The following is a 23,243-nucleotide window of genomic DNA, read 5'->3' as shown; positions in this document are numbered from 1 at the left end:
CCCCCCCCCCCCCCCCCCACACACCACCCCCCCCCCCCAAAAAAAAACCTCTTTAATGATAAGGAGACCACCGAGATCTACACGTGCATTGTCGTCGGCAGCGACAGATGTGTATCAGAGACACGCCCAGGGGCGGCGGCGGGGGTCAGGCGACGGCGCCGGCCGTGCGGCGGCCGCGGCGCAGCGCGAGGGCGCCCGCGCCGATCCCGCCGAGCAGCAGGACCGCGCCCGAGGCCAGACCGCCGCCGGACAGGGACAGCCCGCCGCCGCCGGTGTGCACGCCGCCGTGCGGGGCCTTGTGCTCCTCGCCCTTGTCGCCGTAGGCGTCGTTGCCCTTGTGCTCGTCCGAGCCCTTGTGCTCCTCGGTGGAGGAGGAGCCCTTGTGGTCGCTCGTGCCCTTGTGCTCGTCGGAGCCGGTGCCCTTGTCGGAGCCGGTGCCCTTGTCGGGCTGCTTCTCCTGCCAGGTGAGGTTCTTGCCCTGGTCGGCGGATCCGTCCGCGAAGGCCATGGGGGTGCCGACGGTCAGGACGGCGGCGACGGCCGCCCCGGCGAGCAGCGTGCGTGCAGAACGCATGAGGATGATCCTTCCGGCGCGCCGGCCCGCGACGCCCGGCGGGGTTGCCGGGCAAGGGGACTCGCGGGGAATGCGCGCCTGATCCACCGTCAACCACCGTGCCGACGCCTGCCACCGGAGGCGTGCGGGGCCCGCGCGCCCGGTGCGCCTTTCGGATGGACTCCCGGGCGTGTTCACCCGGGTGCGCGGGCGATCCGGGTGAACGGGGGTTACGGCGGCCACGAGCCGTCGGTGCGCGAGGGCGGCTCCGGGCACGCGTGGGCCCGCCCCCGGCGGGTGGCCGGGGGCGGGCCCAAAGGGTCGCGGGGGCGCTGCGGAGCTCAGCGGTCCCAGCGGTAGAACTCGCGCGCCATCGCGTCCTTGGGCTCGCGCCAGGTGGCGGGGTCGTACGCCTGGACGTAGGCGGTGAGGCGGTCGCTGACGGTCCGGAACTCCGGGTGCCCGACGACCTTGGCGACGGCCGGGCCCGGCGGGCGGTCGGCCTCGATGAGGTGCAGGTAGACGTCGCCGAACTGGAAGAGGCTGCGGCCGGTGACGCCGATCAGGTGCGGCAGGTCGCCGCGGTCGGACTCGGCGAACACCTCGGCGATGTCGGGGGCCGCCTCCGGCTTCATCCGGGCGACGATCAGAGCGCGGTGCACGCCGCTCACCTCTCCCCGGCCCGCAGCTCGACCTTCTCGCGGATCAGCTGCATCTGGATCCGGGAGTTCTTGTTGATGTGGTTGACCATGCCGTCGTCGTCCACCGGGGCGGTGGGCTTCATCGCGAAGTCCTGGATCCAGCGCATCCTCGTCCCGGCCGGGACCTCGGCGTACTCCCAGCGGATCTCCATGAACTCGAACGGGCCGGGCTCGACCCGGCGGGCGCGCACCGCGAGCGAGGACTTGTCGGTGGTGCGCTCGGAGACCCAGCTCCACACCTGGCCGTTCTCGTCCGGGTGCATGGTGAGCCGGAAGCGGACGCTGTCGCCGTCGCGCTCCAGGACGTCGACGGAGGCGTACTCGCTGAACAGCTCCGGCCAGTTCTCCAGGTCGTTGGTCATCTCCCAGACCAGGTCGAGCGGAGCGGCGATGACGATCTCGTTGTCGGTGTGTCCGGGCATGTCAGGCACCGGCCTTCGTCGCGAGGGAGGCGTTGACGAGCTGCACGAACTCGGCCGGGGTCTTGGCGGACTCGGCGCCCGAGGTGACCTTGAGGCCGTGCCGGTTCTCCAGCTCGCCGACGACGCCGAGCAGGCCGAGCGAATCGACGCCGAAGTCGTCGAAGTAGGAGCCGGGGCGCTCCAGGTCGCCGGGTTCGACGGTGACGCCGGCCCGCGCCTGGAGCAGGGCGGCCAGTTCGGGGTAACTGAGGGTGTTGCTCACGGGGTGTCCCTTCTCAGAACGGGGTGGTTCAGGGCCGCTCACCGCGCCGGAGCACCAGCGCGGAGTTGGAGCCCATCAGCCCGCGGCTGAGCACCAGTGCGGTGCGCAGCTCGGCCGGCCGGGCGCGGCCGGTCACCAGGGCGAGGTCGTGGCAGACCTCGGTGACGTTGGGGGTGGGCGGGAGCACGCCGTCCTCCATGGCGAGGACGGCGGCGGCGACGTCCAGCAGCGGGGCGCCGCAGTAGGCGCGGCCGGTGCCGGTCTTGGGCGCGGTGACCGGGACGCGTTCGGCGGCCGGGCCCAGGGCGTCGGCGAGGGCGAGGGCCTCGGCCCGGTCGGCGGCCGGGACGCCGAGCGCGTCCGCGAAGACCACGTCGACCTCCTCGGGTGCGATCCGGGCCTCGTCCAGGGCTATCCGGATCGCGGCGGCCAGGCCCTCGCGGGACTCCTCCCACCGGGAGGCGCCGGTGAAGGTGGCGCCGTGCCCGGCCAGGTGGGCGCGGACGGCGGCCCCGCGACGACGCGCGGTCCGCTCGTCCTCCAGCAGCAGCATCGCGCCGCCCTCGGCGGGGGAGAAGCCGCAGGCCTGCGCGGTGAACGGCAGGTAGGCCCGGTCGGGCTGCTCGGCGAGGCTGAGCTCGGGGTAGCCGAGCTGGCAGACCATCGAGTACGGCGCGAGCGGGGCCTCGGCCGCGCCGGCCACCACCGCGTCGGCGCCGTGCTCGATCGAGCGGGCGGCGTGGGCGAGCGCGTCCAGGCCGCCGGCCTCGTCGCTGGCGACGACCCCGCAGGGGCCCTTGTAGCCGCCGCGGATGGAGATCTGTCCGGTGCTGGCCGCGTAGAACCAGGCGATGGACTGGTAGGGGCCGACGAACCGGGGCCCCTGGCCCCAGAGCTGCTGGAGCTCGCGCTGGCCGAACTCGCCGCCGCCGGAGCCGGCCGCGGTCACCACGCCGACGGCGTAGGGCTGTTCCGGGTCCGGTGTGAAGCGGGCGTCGGCCACGGCCAGGTCCGCGGCGGCCATCGCGTAGTGCGTGAAGCGGTCGGTCTGCACCAGGTAGCGGCTGTCGATCACGGCCTGCGGGTCGAAGTCCCGCACCTGTCCGGCGACGCGCAGCGGCAGCGCGGTGCAGCCCTCGCGGGATATCCGGTCGAGGACGCTCACGCCCTGCCTGGTGGCCTTCCAGAAGGCGTCGGCCCCGACACCGTTCGGTGCCACCACGCCGATGCCGGTGACCACCGCCCGGCGGCCCTGCTGACGTGACGTCATGGATCTCACCCCGTTCTTTTGAGCACGACGGCGGACTGGAATCCGCCGAATCCGCTGCCGACCGAGAGGATGTGGCTCAGCGGCAGCTCGCGCGCGGTGCGCGGCACGTAGTCGAGGTCGCACTCCGGGTCGGGAGTCTCGTAGTTGGCGGTCGGCGGCACGACGCCGTGGGCGAGCGCCAGCGTGCAGGCGACGACCTCGATGGCGCCGATCGCGCCGAGCGAGTGCCCGACCATCGACTTGATCGAGCTCATCGGCGTTCCGTAGGCGTGCCGGCCGAGCGAGCGCTTGACGGCGGCGGTCTCGTGCCGGTCGTTCTGCTTGGTGCCCGAGCCGTGCGCGTTGACGTAGTCGACGTCGGTGGTGTTCACCCGGGCGTGGGCGAGCGCGTCGTCGATCGCCCGGGACATCTCCAGCCCCTCCTGGGTGAGGCCGGTCATGTGGTAGGCGTTGCCGTAGGTGGCGAAGCCGCCGACCTCGCCGTAGACGCGGGCGCCGCGGCGGCGGGCGTGCTCCAGCTCCTCCAGCACCAGGACGGCGCCGCCCTCGCCGAGGACGAAGCCGTCCCGGTGGGCGTCGAAGGGGCGGGAGGCGTGCGCCGGGTCGTCGTTGCGCTCGCTGGTGGCCTTGATGGCGTCGAAGCACGCGACGGTGATCGGCGAGATCGGGGAGTCGGAGGCGCCGGCGACGCAGATGTCGGCGCGTCCCTCCTCGACGGCCCGGAAGCCGTAGCCGATCGCGTCCAGGCCGGAGGTGCAGCCGGTGGAGACGGTCTGCACCGGGCCGTGCGCGCCGATCCGTTCGGCCACCGCGGAGGCCAGCGTGCTGGGCGCGAACGCCCGGTGCAGCTGGGGCTCGGCCTGCCGGTGGTCGACGTCCCAGCGGGCGCCGGCCGAGCTGACCAGGGCGTAGTCGTGCTCCAGCCGGGTGGTGCCGCCGACGGCGGTGCCGAGCGAGACGGCGATCCGCCACGGGTCCTCGGCGGCGAGGTCCAGGCCCGCGTCGGCGACCGCCTCGCCGGCCGCCACCATCGCGAACTGCACGTAGCGGTCGGCCCGTTGGACGTCCTCGGGGCCGAGCCCGTGCGCCGCCGGGTCGAAGTCGCACTCGGCGGCGATCCGGGAGCGGAACCCGGTGGGGTCGAAGAGCGTGATGCCCCGGGTGGCGGTGCGGCCGGAGGTGAGGAGGTCCCAGAAGGCCGGGACCCCGACCCCGCCGGGCGCCACCACGCCGATCCCGGTGACGGCGACCCGCCGGGTCACGAGGCCACCTTGGCGTGTTCCGGCGGGCCGGACGCGGCGGACCCGTCGGTGCCCGCGTGCTCCTCGGTGCTCACGTGGCCGAGGTCGGGGCGCGGGGCGAGCGGCCCGAGGTGGAAGACCATCCGGGCCTCGGTGGTGCCGACGTTGCGGAAGCGGTGGCGCATGTTGATCGGGATCATCAGGCCGTGGTCGGGCTTGAGGGCGCGGGTCTCGCCGTCCAGGTCCACCTCCAGGTCGCCGGAGACGACGAACACGAACTCCTCGGAGTACGGGTGGTAGTGCTCGGCGATCCGTTCCCCGGGCTTGACGATGGCCAGGCCCATGAAGCCGCTGGTCGCCCCGCAGGTGGTCGGGGTGAGCATGGTGCGCAGCTCGGCGCCGTGGCGGCGGTTCTCCGGAGCCTCGTCGACGTGGACGATCCGTGGGTACTGCGTGGACATGGTGTTTCCTCCGGGAATGTGACGGATCGTCAGTTCGACTGTGAGCTGCGGTCGGTGATCGGGGTCATGCCGCGGGCGGCGAGGAACGCGCGCAGGCCGGCGACGGTGCGCAGGTCGCACTCCGCGCCGAGGTCGAGCAGCCGGGCGAGCGCCGCGGCCTCCGCGTCGCCGGCCACGCCGAGCGCGGCGCCCGGGTCAGCCTCGGCGGGCACCCGCAGGTCCACCAGGCGCACGACGACGTCGTCGCGCTGGAACACGGTGCTCGCCGCGACCGGGCCGGTCGGGTCGGCGGTGGCGAGGTCGTCGTGGCCGGCCAGCAGCTCGGTGACGGCCGTGCCGGAGCCCGGGCGGACCGGGTAGAGCACGGCGTGCCGGTGCAGCCGCCCCGACGAGGGCGCGGTGGCGATCGCCTGCTCCTTGGCCGGCAGCGCGGCGCGGGCGAAGAAGGCGCGCGCGGACTGCGGGTCGCCGAGCTGCCGGGCCTCCTCCAGGTACGGGTTGATGGCCTCCTCGACGGCCCGCACCTCGGGCTGCATCGCGACGTGGCGCAGCGCGTCGCCGAGGCTGCCGGTCACCTCGACGGCCCGCACGACCCGGTTGCCGTGCATGAACAGCGAGGTGCGGCGCAGCCGGGTGTGCTCGTCCACGTCGGCCTTGGGGGAGGTGTAGCCGGCCAGGATCCGGGCCACCTCGGGCTCGCTGCCGGGCTTGACCGTGAAGGTCAGCGCGTGGCGGACGACCCCGTCGGGGCCGGGCTCGGCCTTGGGCGGGCCGACGTGGCCGACGGGCTCGCTGCGCGGCAGGCCCGGCGGCACCTCCACCGGGGCCCGGGTGCCGGTGGCGCCGCCGGCGGCGGAGGTCTCGCGCAGGACGACGTAGCGCATCGAGCGGAAGTTGTCGCTGACGCAGCCGTGCATGGGCTTGACCATCTCCCGGTGGGCGTCGCTGTCGACCCACTGCAGGAACGTGTCCTGGTCCTCCCACTCGCTGGTGATCAGCCACTGCCGGGGGTCGTTGATCGACTGGCACAGCTGGTCGCTGACGTGGCCGGGCACCGCGGCCACCTGGTGGCGCAGCTGCTCGTAGACGTCCAGGAAGCGCTGCTGCGCGCCGTCCTGGATCTCCAGCATCAGGACGACCCGCAGCCGGGTCTCGGACTCGGCGTGCTGCGGCGCCTGCGGTTCGGACAGAGTTGTCATGATCCACTTTCTGCTCTGGGCCGCACGCTGCGGGCCGTACTCCGGCCGCGTCCGGCAGGGCGCTCCCGGCCCGGGGGAGGGCGGTGCGATGGCGGTCGGCCCGGGCCGTCGGCGCCAGGCCTGAGGTCGATCGTGCGCGGCGCGTCCGGGGGCGCGCGAGATTTGCGGGCCATCCGGGCGAAGGGGCGGCACAAGCCGGCTCCGGCGGGGGATGGAAGATCGGGGCGGCCGCCGCTGCGGGCCCCTTCGAGGGCGGCGCCGGGCCCACGTGCCGGGCCGCGGAATCCCCGTACAGGGTGGAGCAATTGATGAATCCGAAGGTAGACGACCGGGTGCCGGTCCTGATCGTGGGCGGCTCGCTGGTCGGGCTGTCGGCCTCGCTCTTCCTCGGCCGACTGGGGGTCAGACACCTCCTGGTCGAGAAGCACACCGACACCTCGCGTCACCCGCGTGGCCGAGGCAACAACGTCCGCACCATGGAGCTGTACCGGGTGGCCGGGATCGAGCCGGCGATCCGCGAGGCGGCCTCGGTGCTGGCCCCGAACCACGGCATCCTCCAGGCGCCCTCGCTGACCGGCGAGGAGCAGGAGTGGCTGTTCCGGGAGATCGACCCGGGCGGGCGGCTGGCCGCCTTCAGCCCCAGCTCGTGGTGCCTGTGCAGCCAGAACGACCTGGAGCCGGTGCTGCTGCGCGCGGCCCGCGACCTCGGCGGCGACATCCGCTTCGGCACCGAGCTGGTCTCCTTCGAGCAGGACGCCGACGGCGTCACCTCGGTGCTGCGCAGCCGGGAGACCGGCGAGGAGCGGGTGGTGCGCTCGGAGTACCTGGTGGCCGCGGACGGCCCGCGCAGCCCGGTGCGCGAGCGGCTGGGCATCGGGCAGACCGGCAAGGGCGAGCTGTTCCACAACGTCAGCATCACCTTCCGGGCCAAGCGGCTGGCCGAGGCCGTCGGCGACCGGCACTTCATCGCCTGCTACCTCACCAACCCGGAGGCGGACGGCGCGCTGCTGCCGGTGGACAACCGGGAGGAGTGGGTCTTCCACGCGCCGTGGCACCCCGAGCACGGCGAGCCGCTGGAGGCGTTCACCGACGAGCGGTGCGAGCGGCACATCCGCACCGCCGTCGGCATGCCGGAGCTGGACGTCGAGGTGACCGGCAGGGCGCCGTGGCACGCGGCCGAGCGGGTCGCCGAGAGCTACGGCACCGGGCGGGTCTTCCTCGCCGGGGACTCGGCGCACGAGATGTCGCCGACCGGCGCGTTCGGCTCCAACACCGGCATCCAGGACGCGCACAACCTGGCCTGGAAGCTGGCCGCCGTGCTGTGCGGCTGGGCCGGGCCCGGCCTGCTGGAGACGTACGGGCGGGAGCGGCGGCCGGTGGCGCGGGTGACCGGCGAGCGCGCCTCGGCCCGCTCGGCCGAGCACAGCCACCCCGGGTACGCGGTCGTGCCGGGCGTCGGGCGGCAGGCCGGGGTGCTGGCGGTGGCGCTGGGCTACCGCTACCCGCGGGGCGCGGTGGCCGGGGCGGACCCGGCGGGCGAGGTCGTCCCGGAGAAGTTCGAGTCGGCTGGCGAGCCCGGCAGCCGCGCGCCGCACCAGTGGCTGGTGTGCGCGGGCGTCCGGCTGTCCACGCTGGACCTGTACGAGCAGGCGATGGTGCTGCTCACCGGGCCGGACGGCGAGGCCTGGCGCGCGGGCGCCCGGCGGGCGGCGGACGCGCTGGCCGTCCCGATGGACGCGTACCGGATCGGCGACGACGCGGAGGACGACCTGGCGCCGGAGCCGGGCACGGACTTCGCCGAGCTGCACGGCATCGGCCCGGACGGCGCGGTGCTGGTGCGCCCGGACGGCTTCGTCGCGTGGCGCTCGCCGGGCGCGGTCGACGATCCGCAGGCGGCGGTGGCGGCGGCGCTGAAGGCCGTGCTCGACCTCTGACGGGCGAAGGTGACGCGCACGGATGACGTGCACGCCTGATGCGCACGGCCTGATGCGCACGGCCTCCGGCGGGCACGGATGCCGCACACGGACGGGCCCGTCGGTCGCTGCTCGACCGGCGGGCCCGCCGTTGGGGTGCGTAAGGCTCGGGTTGTTCAGGGGCGTTCGGTCAGGATCTCGTGGCCGGGTTCCGGCGGCCGGGGCCGTGTGGTGGGGCCCCGGGGCCGGGAGCGGCCGATCGGGAGCGGGGAGTCAGCCCCGCCCCGCGGATCAGTGACCGCCCGCGTCGACCACCTCCACGTCGGCGACCTCGCGCTCGATCTCCTCGGCCGGCAGGGCGACGCGGATCGCCCAGTAGTAGATGCCGAGCGCGAAGACCGCGACGATGCCCATGTCGTACCACATCGGGATCCGGCCGGTGCCGTCCCCGAAACCGCCCTGCCAGGAGACCAGGCCCAGGCCGATCAGGTAGACCGGCAGCCACTGCGCGGCCTTCCAGTTCAGGCGCGGGGCGTTCGGCAGGCCCTTCTTGATCGCGTAGGCCGCGTAGCTGCCGAGCAGGACGTAGCCGAGCACGATGGCGATGCCCAGGCGGGACAGGGTCTGCCAGCCGGACCAGTAGATGATGAGGCTGGCGACCACGAACGCGGCCGGCGAGACGACCCCGCCCGCCGGGAGGCGGTAGGAGCGCTCACGGTCGGGCAGCCGGCGGCGCAGGGCACCGAAGGCCAGCGGGGCGCCGGCGTACATCAGCACGCTGGCGGAGGTGATGAAGCCGACCAGCTCCTGCCAGCTGGGGAAGGGCAGGAAGCAGACGACGCCGGTGACGAAGGAGATGATCAGGCCGAACCACGGCACGCCGTTCTTGTCCAGGCGCTCGAACTTCTGCGGGGCGTAGCCGTTGCGGCTCAGGCCGTAGGAGATGCGCGAGGTGGCGGTGGTGTAGATCAGGCCGGTGCCACCGGGGGAGATGATGGCGTCCATGTACAGCACCCAGGACAGCCAGCCGAGGCCGACCAGGGTGGCCAGGCCCGCGAAGGGGCCGTCGATGCCGGGGAAGTCGAGCTTGGCCCAGCCGTTGGCGAAGGCGCTGACCGGCAGGGCGCCGATGAAGACGACCTGGAGCAGGGTGTAGATCAGGGTGCCGATGGCGACCGACCCGAGCACGGCGCGGGGGATGTCGCGGCGGGGGTTGCGGCTCTCACCGGCGATCTGGATGGCCTGCTCGAAGCCGAGCAGCGCGAAGATGATGCCGCTGGTGCTGATCGCGGCGAGCACGCCCTTGGCGCCGAACGGCGCGAAGCCGTGCGAGGTGAAGTTCGAGCTGTGGAAGCTGGTGATCGCGAGGACGAAGATCGTGAAAAGCGGGACGAAGATCTTCAGCCAGGTCGCCACGCTGTTCGTACGCGCAAGGACCCGTACGCCGAGGAAGTTGACCGCGACGAACACCGCCATCAGGGCGGTCGCGACGACGAAGCCGCTGGTGGTGAGGGTGCCGTTGGCGTTTTGGAGGCCGTCGGCGAAGGACCAGTGCTTGGCGTAGCCGATCATCGCCTCGACCTCGATCGGGGCGACGGTGGCGGCCTGGAGCCAGGAGAACCAGCCGAAGGACATGCCGGCGAGGCCGCCGAAGGCGTAGTGCGGGTAGCGCGCGGTGCCGCCCGAGACCGGGAAGAGCCCGCCGAGTTCGGCGTGCACGAACGCCAGCAGGACGATCGCGACGGCGCCGATGCCCCAGGAGATGATCGCGGCCGGGCCTGCGGCGGTGACGGCGTTCTTGGCGCCGAACAGCCAGCCCGAGCCGATGATCGAGCCGACCGAGGCCCACATGAGGCCGATGAGACCGACGTTCCGGCGGAGCGTCCGGTGGGTGGTACCGGACCCGGAGCCGGTGCTCTGTCCCGGCGGGGATACCTGGTTGGTGGAGACCATGGGAATTCTCTCTGTGTGTGGGGGCCCCGGCAGGCGGAGCAGCTCTGGAGAGTTGCCACACAGTAGGGCTATTCATAGGCCTATGCACAGATTTCATTACTGAATGTTTACTTACTTTTCCGGACATTCTCGCTGGTAGGGGGTGTGAGGGTTTCGGGCGCATTACGTGACTCGTCGGTAGGTTCACTATTTGAGCCGGAATTGAGCTTCGGGTGGTCGATCATGCATCATGGTCGACACGCCGTTTTATAGAAATGGTGATCCCTGCATAGTGATGCAGTCGGCCCGGGTGGATGGCCGACCAGGACACCGTTGAGTCGCCCGCGGGCGTGTGATCAACTTCCTCCGGTCCACACGAACGCAAGGGGGGAAGCACCACATGATCGAACTCGCCGACAGGCCGATGACCTGGGTCATGGCCGGGGACAGCATCACGCAGGCCGTCCTGCACACGCACGGGGCCCGGGGGTGGGTGGAGCACGTGCAGGAGCGCGTGTGCTGGCAGCTCGACCGGCTGACGGACATCGTCGTGAACTCCGGCGTCTCGGCCTGGCGGGCCATCGACGTGCTCGGGGCGTACGACTTCGTCATCGGCCGGTTCCGGCCGGACGTGCTGTCGCTGTCGCTCGGCACCAACGACGTGCGGGCCGGGCTCGCCGGGCTCGGGGAGTTCCGCGACGCCATGGGGGAGATCATCGAGCGGTCCGCCGGTGCGCAGATCGTGCTGCACACGCCGCTGCTCGTCAGTCAGGACGCGCTGCCGGCGCGGGCCGAGCTGCCCGCCTACTGCCAGGCCGTCCGCGAGCTCGCCGCCGGGACCGGGGCGCTGCTCGTCGACCACGAGGCCCACTGGCGCGCCGAGTTCGGCGACGTCGCCCCGATCGCGTGGCTGGACGACCCGGCCCACCCGAACGCCGTCGGGCACCTGCAGATGGCCAACCACACGCTGCGCACCCTCGGGCTGGGGGAGCTCACCGACCTGTGAGGTACGGGTTTCGGCCGCCGGCTCGGGTCAGAGCCGGCGGTGGGTGCCCGGGGTGTGGCCGAAGGTGTGGCGGAAGGCGTCGATGAAGGCGCTGGCGGAGGACCAGCCGCACAGGTGGGCCACGGTGGTCACGGGGGTGTCCTCGGCGAGGAGGGTGAGGGCGTGGTAGAGCCGTAGGTGGGTGCGCCAGCGGGGGAACGTCATGCCCAGGTCGGTGCGGAAGAGCCGGGACAGGGTGCGTTCGCTCGCGCCGACCTCGCGGCCGAGGGCGGCGAGGGTGCGGTCGTCGGCCGGGTCGGTGTGCAGGAGGCCGCACACGGCGGTCAGCGTCGGGTCGGTGGGGGCCGGCAGGTGGAGGGGCTCCTGGGCCGAGACGCTCAGCTGGTCGAGCAGGACGGCTCGCAGGCGGGCGCGCGGCGGGGTGTCGGGGGTGTCGCCGGTCTCGTCGGGGTGCCGCGTGTATTCCAGGATCAGCTCGCGGAGCAGGGGGCTGACGGTGAGCACTGTGGGCCTGTCCAGGGCCAGCGGGTTGCTGTCGGCGGGCAGGCCGACCAGGTGCAACTCCAGCTCGCCGTGGGCCTGGTGGGAGTGGACCGTGCCCGCGGGGACCCAGATCGCGCGGTCGGCCGGTGCCACCCAGGTGCCCGCGTGGGTGGTGATGGCCAGGGCGCCGCGGCCGGCGTAGGCGATCTGGTGGTCGTCGTGGCGGTGGGCGTCGATGGCCGCCCCGCGAGTGAGCCGGCGGGTGCTCGTGGGGGCCACGGGCGTGTGGCGGATTTCCGTCATTGCTTGGCAGATTATCGGAAGCCCGACAGCGGGGCGCGGCGTGAGCATGAGGGCGTGCCCACCAACGACAAGGCGCCCGAGCGCGCCATCCCCCTCCTCGCCGTCGGCCACGCCTGCGTCGACGTCTACCAGGGCGCCGTGACCGCGCTGGTCCCGTTCTTCGTCGCCGAGCGCGCCTACACGTACGCCGCCGCCTCCGGCATCGTGCTCGCGGCCTCTCTGCTCTCCTCCGTGGCGCAGCCCCTGTTCGGCGCGCTCACCGACCGTCGCCCGTTGCCCTGGCTGCTGCCCGTGGCCACCCTCCTCGGCGGGCTCGGGATCGCGCTGAGCGGCCTGGGTGACAGTTACGCGCTGACGCTCGCGTTCGTCGCGGTGTCCGGCCTGGGCGTCGCCGCCTACCACCCGGAGTCGGCGCGGGTCGCCCGCAAGGCCGGGCGGGGCAGCCACACGGCGATGAGCTGGTTCTCCGTCGGCGGGAACGTCGGGTTCGCGCTGGCGCCCCTGCTGGTGTCCGCGGTGGTCGCCACCGGCGGCCTGCGGTGGACGCCGCTGCTCGTCGTGCCGGCCGTCGTGGGCGGTGCGCTGTGCCTGCCCGCGCTGCGTGCGGTCGGCGTGGCACGGCCGACGGCGGGTGCGGGTGCGGGTGCCGGGCCGGCGGGGGCCAACGACGTGCGCTCGTTCCTGCGGCTGTCGGTGGCGGTGGTCTGCCGGTCCGTGGTGTTCATCGGGCTGAGCACGTTCATCACGTTCTACGCCCGCGAGCGGACCGGCGGCGGCACGACGGCGGGCACCGCGGCGCTGTTCGTGCTGTACGCCGGCGGCGCGGTCGGCACGGTGCTGGGCGGCCGGCTGGCTGAGCGCTGGGACCGCGTCACCGTGGTGCGGCGCTCGTACCTGCTGAGCGCCCTCGCCGTCGCGGGGATCGTGTACGTGCCGGGGCCGGCGTTCTTCCTGTTCGTGGCGCTGGCCTCGGCCGGGCTCTACGTGCCCTTCTCGCTCCACGTGACGCTCGGGCAGGACTACCTGCCGAGCCGCGTCGGCACGGCGAGCGGCGTGACGCTCGGCCTGGCGGTGAGCGTCGGCGGTGTCGTGAGCCCGCTCCTCGGCGCGGCTGCCGACGCGACCTCGCTCCGGACGGCGCTCGTACCGCTGATCGTGCTGCCCGTCGTCTCCTGGCTGGCGATCCGCACCCTGCCCGAACCGGCCGTGCCGCGGAGCGCTCCCGCGCCGACGCCCGTCAGGCGGTGAAGCCGTCGGTCGTGAAGCTGTCGGCCGTGAAGCTGCCGAGGAAGCGCAGCGCCTCCTCGGCCGGGCTCCCGGGCGGCGCGGTGTAGACGACGAGCATGTGGTGCGCGGCGCCCGGGGCCTGGAAGGTCTCGTAGTCGAGTGTCACGTCGCCGACCAGGGGGTGCCGGAAGCGCTTGGGCCCGTGGCTCTTCTCGTGCACGTGGTGCCCGGCCCACAGGGTGCGGAACTCGGCACTGCCCAGCGAGAGTTGGCCGACCAGTCGGACGAGCCCGGGATCGTGCGGGCGGCGCCCCGCGGCCATGCGGAGGATGCCGACGGTCGTGCGCGCGGCCTCCTCCCAGTCGAGGTGGACCTCGCGGGCGTGCGGGTCGAGGAAGATCCGGCGGGCCATGTTCCGCTCGCCCGGCGGGAGTCGGGGGAAGTCGGCGATCAGGGCGGCGGCCGGCCGGTTCCAGGCGAGGACGTCGCTGCGGTCGTTCATGATGACGGCCGGCGTGGTCGGCATGGCCTCCACGACGCTCCGAAGTGCCGGGCGCAGCACGTCGGTCCGCTGGGATCCGGCGGCAGTCCGGCGGGGCGGTCGGGCCAGATCGTACAGGTGGGCGCGCTCGGCGGGGCCGAGCCGGAGGGCGCGGCTCAGCGCGTCGAGCACCTCGTCGGACGGGCGGTCGGCGCGGCCCTGCTCCAGCCGCACGTAGTAGTCGGTGCTGAGGCCCACGAGTTCGGCGACCTCCTCGCGGCGCAGCCCCGGTACGCGGCGGCGGCCGGTGGGCGGCAGGCCCGCGTCGGCGGGGGACACCAGGGCGCGGCGGGCGCGGAGGTAGTCGCCGAGGCTGCCGGCGAGGGTGGTCGGGTCGGGCATGCGGTCCAGTATGGGCGCGGAGCGGCGGGCGTGCCTGGACCTGTCAGTCCCAGGGAACGCCGGCCCGGGGGTGTGGCAGTCCCTTCATCCACGGCCCGGCCTGGCGAACGATCGACGCATGACTACCCCCAACTCCCGGAGCCGGGACGGCTACTGGGCGACGGTCGGCGCGGTCGGCGGCGCGAGCGCGATGCTGCCGTTCTCGGTGACCGGCGCCGCCGTCGCGCTTCCGACCATGGCCGCGCACCTGGACGCCTCCGTCGGTGCCGCCCAGTGGATGCTCAACGCCTTCAACATCACCTTCGCCGCCCTGCCGCTCGCCGCGGGCGCCCTCGCCGACCGGCTCGGCCGGCGCCGCGTGCTGCTCACCGGCATCGCACTGGTCGGCGCGCTGTCGCTGCTGATCGCGCTCGCGCCGTCGATGGCGGTCGTCGACGCCGCGCGGGCGGTGCAGGGGTGCGGGGCCGCGGCCGTCCTGGCGTCGGGCGCGGCGGTGCTCGCCCACTCCACGGCCGGGCGGCGCCGGCAACTGGCGTTCGGGATCCTGGGCACGTCCTTCGGGACGGGCCTGGCCGTCGGGCCACTGGCGGCGGGCGCGCTGGTGGAGGCGGCCGGCTGGCGGGCGGTCTTCCTGCTCGTCGCGGCCGGGTCGGTGCCGGCCTGGCTGCTGGCGACCCGGGCGCCGGAGTCGCGCAACCCCGAGCGCCCGCGCTTCGACCTCGCCGGGCTGCTCTGCTTCACCGCCGGGCTCGCCGCCCTGTCCTACGCGCTCGTCCGGGCGGGGGCGGCCGGCTGGACGGCGCCGGGCACGCTGCTGCCGCTCGGCGGCGCCGTCCTGCTGGTGGTGCTGTTCGGGGCGGTGGAACTCCGCCTGGCCGGGCGGGCGATGTTCGACGTCCGGCTGTTCCGGCGGCCCGAGTTCCTCGCCGTCGTGTGCCAGCCCTTCACCGTGACCCTCGGCTTCGTGGTGCTGCTGGTCCACCTCCCCGCCTACCTCCAGGGCGTGGGCGGCCGGAGCGTCCTGGCCAGCGGGCTCCTGCTGCTGCCGATGACGGCGCCGGTCCTGCTGCTGCCCCTCGTCGCGGGCCGGCTCGCGGCGGCGACCTCGGTACGGGCGGTGCTGACCGCCGCCTCCGTGCTGATCGCGGCGGGTGCGCTGCTGCTCGCCGTCGTGCGGTTCGATGCGCTGTGGTCGGCGCTGTTGCCGTTCGGGGCGGGCGTCGGGCTGGCGTTCGGAGTGATGGACAACGCGGCCGTCGGCACCGTCCCGGTCGAGCACGCGGGCGCCGCCGCCGGGATCTTCAACACCATGCGGATCGCCGGCGAGTCCGTCGCCGTCTCCGGGGCGGCGGCGCTCCTGACCACGCTGACCGCCGCCCGCCTGCCGGGCCTCCCGCCCGGCGAGGCGGCGCACCTCGCGGGCCGGGCCGTCCAGGGACAGGTGGACGCGGCCCGGCGCGCCGCCCTGGCCGAGGGGTTCACCGGCGCGCTGCACACCCTCGGCCTGCTGCTCGCCGTCCTGTCCGCGCTGGGCGCGGTGCTCACGTACGTCGCGCTGGACCCTCGGCGCACGCCGCGGACCGGGGAGGCGGCGCCGTCCTCGGCGAGGCCGGTGGAGGGGCTCGGGCCGGCGAGGGAGAGGTTTGTCGGGTAGGCCGACTCCGTGTCGTGGACGGGCGGTTGCGTGGCCGGTGAGGGTCCCGCTACGCCCGCTACGTTCGCTACCCCCGCTCGACCAGGTCGGACGGGTCGGTGTTCGCCCCGCACAGCAGGACGGCGACGCGCTCGCCCGCCACCCCGTCGAGCGCCGCCAGGGCCGTGGAGGCCGCGAACTCGACGGCGATCCGGCGCTCGTCCCACAGCCGCCGCCGGGCCCGGACGATCGCCTCGTCGGGCACCAGCACCGACCGCACGCCCTCGTGCGCGGCCGCCGCGACGGCGAGGGCGGTCGCCCGGCGGGCGCCCAGCGCGTCCTGGGCCACCGACGCCACCGGGACGTCCACCGGGCGGCCCGCCTCCAGCGCCGCGTTGAGCGCCCGGCTGCCCTCCGGCTCCACCGCCACCACGCGGATCCCGTGCTCGCGCGCCGCCACGGCGACCCCGGCGAACAGCCCGCCGCCGCCCACCGACACCACCACCGTGTCCAGGCCCGGCACCTGGGAGCGGATCTCCTCCAGCACGGTCCCGGCGCCGGCGGCGATCAGGGGGTGGTCGTAGGCGTGCGAGGCCAGGGCCCCGCCGGTCGCCGCGAACTCCTCGCACGCGGCGAGCGCCTCCGCGTACTCCCGCCCGACCAGCCGCACCTCGGCGCCGTACGAGCGGAGCCGGCCCAGCTTCACCGGCGAGGCCGTCTCGGGCAGGAACACCGTGGCCCGGACGCCGAGTTCACGGGCCGCCCAGGCGCAGGCGAGGCCGGCGTTGCCGCCCGACGCGATGGTCACGCCGGCGTCGGGGAGGGTGCCGGCCTCGGCGTGGGCGAGGAGGAAGTTCTGCGCGCCGCGCGCCTTGAAGCTCCCGGTGTGCTGCAGGAACTCCAGCGCCAGCCACGTCCGTTCGCCCTCGTCCCCGCGCGCCACGACCACCGGCCGCACCCGCCCGGCGATCCGCTGCCCGGCCGCCTTCACCGCGTCGTACGTCAACTGCTCCATCGCGCCCGCTCCTTCGCTCCAGCCGCCACGGTGACGACCGTACGTCGGAGCGGCGGCCGGAGGAAAGATCACGATCATCCGGACGCGGGGTGAGGCGTAGGCTTGGCTCCATGCGTCTCGTGATCCTCCCGCCGCCCGTCCGCTAGCGGGCGGCCCTCTCCACTGAATCACCGCCCGGCGGCCTTCTGCTCGCCGTCGGGGCGGTCGGTGCCGCCCGCGTCATCCGCGGAATCCGACCGGCACCTCATCGTGGAGAAACGACGCATGACCTCGCATGCCGCCGTGCCGTTCCGGCACGGACTGCTGTCCATCTCGGCCGCCGCCGTCGCCTGGGGCGTGGGCGGGGCCGTTGCAGCCCTGCTGCTGCGCACCAGCGGGCTGGGCCCGGTGGCCGTCTCGTTCTGGCGCTTCGCCGTCGCGGCGCTCTGCCTGGCGGTACTGCCACGCCGTGAACGCCGGAGGACACCCCGCCGGGCCGCGGTGCTGACCGGGATCGGGCTGGCGGTCAGCCAGTGCGCCTACTTCGGCTCGGTCCGCTTCGCGGGGCTCGGTCTCGGCACCCTGATCACCATCGGCGCCGGCCCGGTGCTGACGAGCCTCGGCGCGCACGTCCTGCTGGGCGAGCGCCTGACCCGGCGGGCCGCCGTCGCCGTCGTGTCGGCGCTCGGCGGGCTGGCCCTGCTGGTGGCCGCGCCGGCGGCGGGGCCGCGACCGGCGCTGGGCGTCGGCCTGGCGCTGCTGGCGGGCGCCGGGCAGAGCGGGCTCACGCTGTGGGCGCGCGGCGGCGGCTCGGCGCGGGCCAGCACCGGTGCGTTCACGACCGGGCTGCTCTGCCTGCTGCCGCTCGCCGCGGTCGAGGGCGTCCTGCCGACGGCGGGGGACCCGGCGCTGACCGGGGGAGCGCTGCTGTTCCTCGGGACGGTGCCCACGCTGTTCGCCTACCGCTGGTACTTCACCGGCCTGGCCGTCGTCCCGGGCACCACGGCCGCTGTGCTGGTGCTGCTCGAACCGGCGACGGCGGCGGTGATCGGCGTGGCCTTCCTCGGCGAGCCGCTCACCGCGGGCCTGCTGGCCGGCTCGGCCCTGCTCCTCGTCGCGATCGCGGCCCTCGCCCGGGAGTGACGTGGTCTACGAGGCCGCGACGGGGTACTCCCACTCCGTCGCGGCCGTTCCGTCGACGGTCAGCAGGTGTTCGGCGATCTCCAGGGGGACGGCCACCAGGGGGACGCCGGAGTCCAGGGGGATGCGGACCCGGTGGGCGGCGCCGAGGGCGGTCACCTCGACCACGGCGGTCGTCGCGCCGGTGAGGGACACGGCGTCCAGGCGGGGCACGAGGTCGGGGCGGCCGACGTCGGCGGGATAGCCGGTGAGGGTGAAGAGGAGGTCGCCGAGGTCGTCCAGGAGGTCGGCCCAGACCAGGAGCGGCGGCGCCGGAGCGGTGACCGGGAGCCGGGTGAGCGGGCCCGGGTCCGGTGCGGCCCAGCCGCCTTCGGGCGCGAGGGCGGCGTGGAGGTCGTCGCGCGTGGCGGTCACCGGCAGGTGGGCGGCCGGGTCCGGGCCCGTCGTCGTGATCGCGACGTCACCGCCGGCGGGGAAGGCGATCCGGGTCAGGCGGCGGGTGCCGTCGGTGTTGGTGCGCTGGAGCGCGGCGGCCTCGCGCAGGAAGCCGCCGCGTCGCAGTCGGGGTTGTCGCTCCATACCGGTGGGAACGATCGTCAGGCGCCGTTGACGGCGTTCTTCACCCAGTCCGGGCAGCGGTCGGCGTAGCCGATGCAGTAGGCGGTGATGACGCCCTTGACGTTGCCGTAGTTCACCGTCACCTGCACGTGGGTGAAGTCGACGACCTTGCAGGTGCGCCACCAGGCCCAGCCGGAGCAGCGGACGTGGTTGACCAGGGTGAGGTAGTTCCACGTGGTCGCCGACTGTTGCTTCGGCCAGCCGGGCTCGGGGTAGCGGGTGGTCGCGCGGACCGCGCTGACGGTGAGGTTGTGCTTCTGCTGGATCTTGGTGTAGCCCCAGGTGGCGGTGCCCCGGCGGAGGTTGACCGTGCGGTGGTCCTTGGAGGTCCAGCTGGCCACCAGGTCGTAGGCCGGGTCGCCGGCGAGCCGCGGGGTGAGGGCGGCGGCGCCCGGGGCATCGTCCGAGGCCGAGTCGTCGGAGGCGGAGTCGTCGGAGTCGTCCGGCGCGGTGCCCCGGGCGTACGCCTGGAGGAGGCCGGGGTCGACGCCGTGGTCGCGGGTCAGCTCGTCGACGGTCAGCTGCCCGCCCTCGGTCAGGGTGTCGTCGCCGAAGACCGCGACGGACACGCCGGCGTCGTCGGTCCGGTCCGGCGCCGGTGCGGACGGGGAAGCGGCGAGAGCGGAGGGAGCGGCCAGGATCAGGGCGGCCAGGACGGCTGCCGTACCGAGGGCGGGGCGGAGCGCGGAGCGGGACAAGTCCTCACCAGCTTCCTAGGAAGAGGGGCCTTGGGAGACGGTCCTTGGCTGTGTCCATGGCGGACGGACGCACACTATGCGCGGTGGACGGCCGCCCGCTACTGGAATATCTCCCAACTTCCCTTCGGTCGAGTGGGATTGACGCCTCCAATGATCTCAGGTCACCGACCGCAGGGTCGGCGGCCCCGGCGTGAGGGCGCGCAGGACCAGGTCGATGCGGACGCGCGCCGCGCCGGCCCGCTGGAGGGCGGCGGCGACGGCCCGCAGCTCCTCCGGTCCGGTGCAGGAGAGGCGGAGTTCGAGGTCGGCGTCGCCGGCCAGGGCGAGGCCGCTCTGGACGGCCGGGTGCTCGGCCGCGAGGCGGTCGAAGTCGAGGGGGACGGGCCCGAAGCTGACCCGGGCGATCGCGTGCAGGGCCCGGGCCGGTTCGGGCCGTCCTGCGGCGGGCTCCTCGTCGCCCGGGACCAGTTGGAGGGCGGTCACCGGTGCTGGAGCTGTGCGGTCGGGGCCGGGGCGGGCTGTGCGGCGGGGGCGGCGACGGGCGGGGCCACCAGCCGCGGGTCGAGGACGAGGGCGTCGACGCCGAGCGGGGCGGTGAGCTCGCGCAGGGCGGCCTCGCCGAGCTCGGTGTGGGCCTGGTCCGGTCCGAGGAGGGCGGTGAGCGCCTCGGGGGTGGAGAAACCGACGGCGCAGCGGCGGCCGTCGCGCAGGCGGAAGAGGCGGAGGGCGTTCGTGCTTCCGGTGCCGTGACCGAGGTGGTTGACGGTGACCGGAACGTGCCAGACGACGCGGGCCATGCGGGTGCTCCCCAATGGAGTGGTGGTGCCTGCCGGAACTGCTCCCTTCGAAGCTAGGCCGGGATCGGCCGCGCGTCGCCGGTCCTGACGCAGCGTTGACCGAATGAGGTGGCGTGTTGACGCACTCCTGACGGCCGACTCACCCAACTGGACTACACCACTCCGTATCCTTCCCCAAACGTCCGCATCGAATGATAGTTTGCGCGATGATAGGGAAGTCGGGAAGGATGGTTGCAGGTGGCGCAGTACTACTCGGTGGAACAGGTGGCCGAACTGCTGGGCCTCCACGTGCGCACGGTCCGCGGCTACATCCGTGACGGCCGCCTCGCGGCGACCAGGATCGGCAAGCAGTACCGGATCGCCCGCGCCGACCTGGAAGCCCTCACCGGCGCCCCGGTCGTCGCGGAGAGTGCCAGGGGGCGCGGCGCCGAGGTCTCGTCCGTCGTGCGGATCGAGGAGATCGACCGCGCGCGGGCGGACCGGCTGACCACCACCGTGCTCGCGGCCATCGCCGGCCCGCGCGAGGGCGGCCGGCCGCTGCACGTGGAGACCGTCCTCGACGAGGAGGCGCAGACCCTGCGGCTCGTCATCCTCGGTGATCCGGCCGACACCGCCGCGGTGCTCACCATCGTCCACACGCTGACCAGGGAGTTGTGACATGTCCGACCCGACGTTCCTCCGGCTGGCCGCCGACGGCGCCCCGCTCCGCAGTGAACAGGACGCGATGGACGCGATCGCCGACGCCTGGGGCCGGGAGGCGACCTGGGTGATCGTGCCCGCGGCCCGGCTGCACCCGGACTTCTTCGCGCTGAGCACCCGCGTCGCCGGCGGCATCGTCCAGAAGTTCGTCAACTACCGGATGGGTCTCGTCGTCCTCGGCGACATCGCCCACCACGTGGCCGCGAGCAATGCCCTGCGCGACTTCGTCCGGGAGAGCAACCGCGGCACCCAGCTCTGGTTCCTGGCCGACGAGACCGAGCTGGCGGCCAGGTTCGCCGCGGGCTAGCCCCCTCCGGTTGCCGTGCGGGCGCCCCGGGACGACGGTGGAACCGACCGCCGGCGCGCCCCCGGGGCACCCGGCGCGCGCTCCGGGGCGGGGGGAGGTGGAGCGAGGGGGCCGGGACGAGATATCTTGACGTCAAGACGTTGGAGACGTGAAGCGGAGTTTCGATGACTGACTCGACCATCATCTATACGCACACCGACGAGGCTCCGGCCCTGGCGACCTACTCGTTCCTGCCGGTCGTCCAGGCCTACGCCTCGACGGCGGGCGTGCGCGTGGAGACCCGCGACATCTCCCTGGCCGGGCGGATCATCGCGAGCTTCCCGGAGCGTCTGGCCGAGGGCCAGCGGATCGGTGACGCCCTCGCCGAGCTGGGCGAGCTGGCCAAGACCCCGGACGCCAACATCATCAAGCTGCCGAACATCTCGGCCTCCGTGCCGCAGCTGAAGGCCGCCATCGCCGAGCTGCAGGCCCAGGGCTACGCCCTGCCGGACTACCCGGACGACCCGCGGACCGACGAGGACAAGGACGTCCGCGCCCGCTACGACAAGGTCAAGGGCAGCGCCGTCAACCCGGTCCTGCGCGAGGGCAACTCCGACCGCCGCGCCCCGCTGTCGGTCAAGAACTACGCCAAGACCCACCCGCACCGCATGGGCGCCTGGTCGGCCGACTCCAAGACCAACGTCGCCACCATGGGCGAGAACGACTTCCGTTCCACCGAGAAGTCGGCCGTGATCACCGCCGACGGCGCCCTGCGCATCGAGCTGGTCGGCCAGGACGGCACCACCACCGTCCTGCGCGAGAAGGTCCCGGTGCTGGCCGGCGAGGTCGTCGACGCCTCGGTCCTGCGCGCCGCCGCCCTGAACGACTTCCTGGCCGCCCAGGTGGCCCGCGCCAAGGCCGAGGGCGTCCTGTTCTCGGTGCACCTCAAGGCCACCATGATGAAGGTCTCCGACCCGATCGTGTTCGGCCACGTCGTGCGCGCCTTCTTCCCGAAGACCTTCGCCCGGTACGGCGAGGCGCTGACCGCCGCCGGCCTGAACCCGAACAACGGCCTCGGCGGCATCCTGGCCGGCCTCGACGCGCTGGCGAACGGCGCCGAGATCAAGGCCTCGTTCGACGCCGAGCTGGCCGAGGGCCCGGCCCTGGCCATGGTCGACTCGGACAAGGGCATCACCAACCTGCACGTCCCGAGCGACGTCATCGTCGACGCCTCGATGCCGGCCATGATCCGCACCTCCGGCCACATGTGGGGCCCGGACGGCCAGGAGGCCGACACCCTGGCCGTGCTGCCGGACAGCAGCTACGCCGGCGTGTACCAGGCCGTCATCGACGACTGCCGCGCCCACGGCGCCCTGGACCCGGCCACCATCGGCTCGGTCCCGAACGTCGGCCTGATGGCCCAGAAGGCCGAGGAGTACGGCAGCCACGACAAGACCTTCGAGATCGCCGAGGCCGGGACCGTCCGCCTGGTCGACGCCGAGGGCGAGGTCGTGCTGGAGCAGGCCGTGCAGCCGGGCGACATCTTCCGCGCCTGCCAGACCAAGGACCTGCCGATCCAGGACTGGGTCAAGCTGGCCGTCACCCGCGCCCGCGCCACCGGCGACCCGGCCGTGTTCTGGCTGGACGCCGAGCGCGCCCACGACGCCGTGCTGATCGAGAAGGTCAACACGTACCTGCCGGAGCACGACACCACCGGCCTGCAGATCGAGATCATGTCCCCGGTCGAGGCCACCACGTTCTCGCTGGAGCGCATCCGCCGCGGCGAGAACACCATCTCGGTCACCGGCAACGTGCTGCGCGACTACCTGACCGACCTGTTCCCGATCCTGGAGCTGGGCACCAGCGCCAAGATGCTGTCGGTCGTCCCGCTGATGGCGGGCGGCGGCCTGTTCGAGACCGGCGCCGGCGGCTCCGCCCCGAAGCACGTCCAGCAGCTGGTCAAGGAGAACTACCTGCGCTGGGACAGCCTGGGCGAGTTCTTCGCGCTGGCCGCGAGCTTCGAGCACCTGGCCGCCAGCACCGGCAACGCCCGCGCCAAGGTCCTGGCCGACACCCTGGACCGCGCCACCGGCACCTTCCTCAACGAGGACAAGTCGCCGAGCCGCCGCCTCGGTGGCATCGACAACCGCGGCAGCCACTTCTACCTGGCCACGTACTGGGCCCAGGAGCTGGCCGGGCAGACCGAGGACGCCGAGCTGGCCCAGGCGTTCGAGGGCCTCGCCAAGGCGCTCACCGAGCAGGAGCAGACCATCGTCGAGGAGCTCGTCGCCGTGCAGGGCTCGGCCGTCGACCTCGGTGGCTACTACCAGCCCGACCCGGCCAAGGCCGCGGCCGTGATGCGCCCGTCGAAGACCTTCAACGACGCGCTGGCCAACCTCGGCTGACCGAGGCCGAGTTGAACCACCGGGCGGGGCCGCCGGGGCCGGGGGGGGCCCCGGGGGGCCCGCGGGGCGGCGAGCGGGATGGTGCGGGAGGAGCGTCGGGGGGGAGCGCGGCGGGGT

The 23,243-nt window shown here is 73.8% G+C and carries 24 protein-coding genes; 8 read left to right on the top strand and 16 right to left on the bottom strand.

What is annotated here, in order from left to right; genetic code table 11:
- Positions 1 to 145: 145 nt before the first annotated feature.
- The 8 genes from ACFV4F_RS36990 to ACFV4F_RS36955 form a co-directional block, all read right to left on the bottom strand.
- Positions 146 to 574, bottom strand: a complete 429-nt coding sequence (locus ACFV4F_RS36990; protein WP_380509402.1) for a hypothetical protein — start codon at positions 572 to 574, stop codon at positions 146 to 148.
- 320 nt (positions 575 to 894) lie between these two features.
- On the bottom strand, positions 895 to 1,215 hold the full coding sequence (locus ACFV4F_RS36985) for a TcmI family type II polyketide cyclase (protein WP_380447702.1): 321 nt from the start codon (positions 1,213 to 1,215) through the stop codon (positions 895 to 897).
- A gap of 5 nt (positions 1,216 to 1,220) precedes the next feature.
- Positions 1,221 to 1,676 carry an SRPBCC family protein gene (locus ACFV4F_RS36980; protein ID WP_380447704.1) on the bottom strand — a complete coding sequence of 152 codons (456 nt, stop codon included), beginning with the start codon at positions 1,674 to 1,676 and terminating at the stop codon, positions 1,221 to 1,223.
- A gap of 1 nt (position 1,677) precedes the next feature.
- Complete coding sequence (locus ACFV4F_RS36975; RefSeq protein ID WP_380447707.1) at positions 1,678 to 1,938, bottom strand: acyl carrier protein; 261 nt, start codon at positions 1,936 to 1,938, stop codon at positions 1,678 to 1,680.
- A gap of 28 nt (positions 1,939 to 1,966) precedes the next feature.
- Positions 1,967 to 3,208, bottom strand: a complete 1,242-nt coding sequence (locus ACFV4F_RS36970; RefSeq protein ID WP_380447709.1) for a beta-ketoacyl synthase N-terminal-like domain-containing protein — start codon at positions 3,206 to 3,208, stop codon at positions 1,967 to 1,969.
- A 5-nt stretch (positions 3,209 to 3,213) separates the two neighbouring features.
- The gene (locus ACFV4F_RS36965; RefSeq protein WP_380447711.1) at positions 3,214 to 4,470 is read right to left on the bottom strand and encodes a beta-ketoacyl-[acyl-carrier-protein] synthase family protein; all 1,257 of its coding nucleotides are present in this window, start codon (positions 4,468 to 4,470) and stop codon (positions 3,214 to 3,216) included.
- A complete protein-coding gene (locus ACFV4F_RS36960; protein ID WP_380447713.1) occupies positions 4,467 to 4,910 on the bottom strand; it encodes a cupin domain-containing protein in 444 nt (147 codons plus the stop codon). Before ACFV4F_RS36960 ends, ACFV4F_RS36965 begins: the two co-directional genes overlap by 4 nt.
- Before the next feature lie 29 nt (positions 4,911 to 4,939).
- Positions 4,940 to 6,109: a SchA/CurD-like domain-containing protein gene (locus ACFV4F_RS36955; RefSeq protein WP_380447715.1), complete on the bottom strand. Its 1,170-nt coding sequence runs from the start codon at positions 6,107 to 6,109 to the stop codon at positions 4,940 to 4,942.
- A gap of 308 nt (positions 6,110 to 6,417) precedes the next feature.
- On the opposite strand from ACFV4F_RS36955, the gene ACFV4F_RS36950 reads away from it, so the two are divergent.
- Positions 6,418 to 8,043: an FAD-dependent oxidoreductase gene (locus tag ACFV4F_RS36950; RefSeq protein ID WP_380447717.1), complete on the top strand. Its 1,626-nt coding sequence runs from the start codon at positions 6,418 to 6,420 to the stop codon at positions 8,041 to 8,043.
- 270 nt (positions 8,044 to 8,313) lie between these two features.
- Here ACFV4F_RS36950 and ACFV4F_RS36945 read toward each other — a convergent pair whose 3' ends face one another.
- A complete protein-coding gene (locus tag ACFV4F_RS36945) occupies positions 8,314 to 9,975 on the bottom strand; it encodes an APC family permease (protein ID WP_380447719.1) in 1,662 nt (553 codons plus the stop codon).
- A 379-nt stretch (positions 9,976 to 10,354) separates the two neighbouring features.
- On the opposite strand from ACFV4F_RS36945, the gene ACFV4F_RS36940 reads away from it, so the two are divergent.
- A complete protein-coding gene (locus ACFV4F_RS36940; protein ID WP_380447721.1) occupies positions 10,355 to 10,960 on the top strand; it encodes an SGNH/GDSL hydrolase family protein in 606 nt (201 codons plus the stop codon).
- Between the two features lie 27 nt (positions 10,961 to 10,987).
- Here the strand turns inward: ACFV4F_RS36940 and ACFV4F_RS36935 are convergent, their stop codons facing one another.
- Complete coding sequence (locus tag ACFV4F_RS36935) at positions 10,988 to 11,746, bottom strand: AraC family transcriptional regulator (protein ID WP_380509399.1); 759 nt, start codon at positions 11,744 to 11,746, stop codon at positions 10,988 to 10,990.
- A gap of 54 nt (positions 11,747 to 11,800) precedes the next feature.
- Between ACFV4F_RS36935 and ACFV4F_RS36930 the strand changes: the two genes are divergently transcribed.
- Positions 11,801 to 12,994, top strand: a complete 1,194-nt coding sequence (locus ACFV4F_RS36930) for an MFS transporter (protein ID WP_380509396.1) — start codon at positions 11,801 to 11,803, stop codon at positions 12,992 to 12,994.
- Here the strand turns inward: ACFV4F_RS36930 and ACFV4F_RS36925 are convergent.
- Complete coding sequence (locus ACFV4F_RS36925) at positions 12,984 to 13,856, bottom strand: helix-turn-helix transcriptional regulator (protein WP_380509394.1); 873 nt, start codon at positions 13,854 to 13,856, stop codon at positions 12,984 to 12,986. The two genes, ACFV4F_RS36930 and ACFV4F_RS36925, sit on opposite strands and share 11 nt — an antisense overlap.
- 118 nt (positions 13,857 to 13,974) lie before the next feature.
- Here ACFV4F_RS36925 and ACFV4F_RS36920 point away from each other — a divergent pair, with 118 nt between their 5' ends.
- A complete protein-coding gene (locus ACFV4F_RS36920; RefSeq protein WP_380509391.1) occupies positions 13,975 to 15,510 on the top strand; it encodes an MFS transporter in 1,536 nt (511 codons plus the stop codon).
- Positions 15,511 to 15,577: 67 nt separating this feature from the next.
- On the opposite strand, the gene ACFV4F_RS36915 is transcribed toward ACFV4F_RS36920, so the two are convergent.
- Entirely contained in the window at positions 15,578 to 16,504 is a 927-nt protein-coding gene (locus tag ACFV4F_RS36915) for a serine/threonine dehydratase (RefSeq protein ID WP_380447731.1), read from the bottom strand.
- Between the two features lie 264 nt (positions 16,505 to 16,768).
- On the opposite strand from ACFV4F_RS36915, the gene ACFV4F_RS36910 reads away from it, so the two are divergent.
- Positions 16,769 to 17,626, top strand: coding sequence for a DMT family transporter (locus ACFV4F_RS36910; protein ID WP_380509388.1), 858 nt, complete (start codon positions 16,769 to 16,771; stop codon positions 17,624 to 17,626).
- A 6-nt stretch (positions 17,627 to 17,632) separates the two neighbouring features.
- On the opposite strand, the gene ACFV4F_RS36905 is transcribed toward ACFV4F_RS36910, so the two are convergent.
- The 4 genes from ACFV4F_RS36905 to ACFV4F_RS36890 form a co-directional block, all read right to left on the bottom strand.
- On the bottom strand, positions 17,633 to 18,202 hold the full coding sequence (locus ACFV4F_RS36905; RefSeq protein WP_380509385.1) for a hypothetical protein: 570 nt from the start codon (positions 18,200 to 18,202) through the stop codon (positions 17,633 to 17,635).
- Between the two features lie 17 nt (positions 18,203 to 18,219).
- Positions 18,220 to 18,939 (bottom strand): hypothetical protein, encoded by a 720-nt coding sequence (locus ACFV4F_RS36900; RefSeq protein WP_380509382.1) that lies wholly within the window; start codon positions 18,937 to 18,939, stop codon positions 18,220 to 18,222.
- Positions 18,940 to 19,095: 156 nt separating this feature from the next.
- Positions 19,096 to 19,422, bottom strand: a complete 327-nt coding sequence (locus ACFV4F_RS36895) for a hypothetical protein (protein WP_380443738.1) — start codon at positions 19,420 to 19,422, stop codon at positions 19,096 to 19,098.
- Positions 19,419 to 19,736 carry an SAV_915 family protein gene (locus ACFV4F_RS36890; RefSeq protein ID WP_380443736.1) on the bottom strand — a complete coding sequence of 106 codons (318 nt, stop codon included), beginning with the start codon at positions 19,734 to 19,736 and terminating at the stop codon, positions 19,419 to 19,421. The genes ACFV4F_RS36895 and ACFV4F_RS36890 overlap by 4 nt, the downstream gene beginning before the upstream one ends.
- A gap of 237 nt (positions 19,737 to 19,973) precedes the next feature.
- Here ACFV4F_RS36890 and ACFV4F_RS36885 point away from each other — a divergent pair, with 237 nt between their 5' ends.
- The 3 genes from ACFV4F_RS36885 (at position 19,974) to ACFV4F_RS36875 (ending at position 23,126) form a co-directional block, all read left to right on the top strand.
- Positions 19,974 to 20,393 carry a helix-turn-helix domain-containing protein gene (locus ACFV4F_RS36885; protein WP_380491698.1) on the top strand — a complete coding sequence of 140 codons (420 nt, stop codon included), beginning with the start codon at positions 19,974 to 19,976 and terminating at the stop codon, positions 20,391 to 20,393.
- Between the two features lies 1 nt (position 20,394).
- Entirely contained in the window at positions 20,395 to 20,742 is a 348-nt protein-coding gene (locus ACFV4F_RS36880) for a DUF4180 domain-containing protein (RefSeq protein WP_380491700.1), read from the top strand.
- A gap of 164 nt (positions 20,743 to 20,906) precedes the next feature.
- A complete protein-coding gene (locus ACFV4F_RS36875) occupies positions 20,907 to 23,126 on the top strand; it encodes an NADP-dependent isocitrate dehydrogenase (RefSeq protein ID WP_380509378.1) in 2,220 nt (739 codons plus the stop codon).
- The last annotated feature ends 117 nt before the right edge of the window (positions 23,127 to 23,243 follow it).

This window comes from Kitasatospora sp. NPDC059722 (genome assembly GCF_042733235.1).
Taxonomy (GTDB): Bacteria; Actinomycetota; Actinomycetes; order Streptomycetales; family Streptomycetaceae; genus Kitasatospora.
The sequence above is the reverse complement of the archived record's forward strand: the minus strand, read 5'-3'. Positions and strand labels throughout refer to the sequence as shown.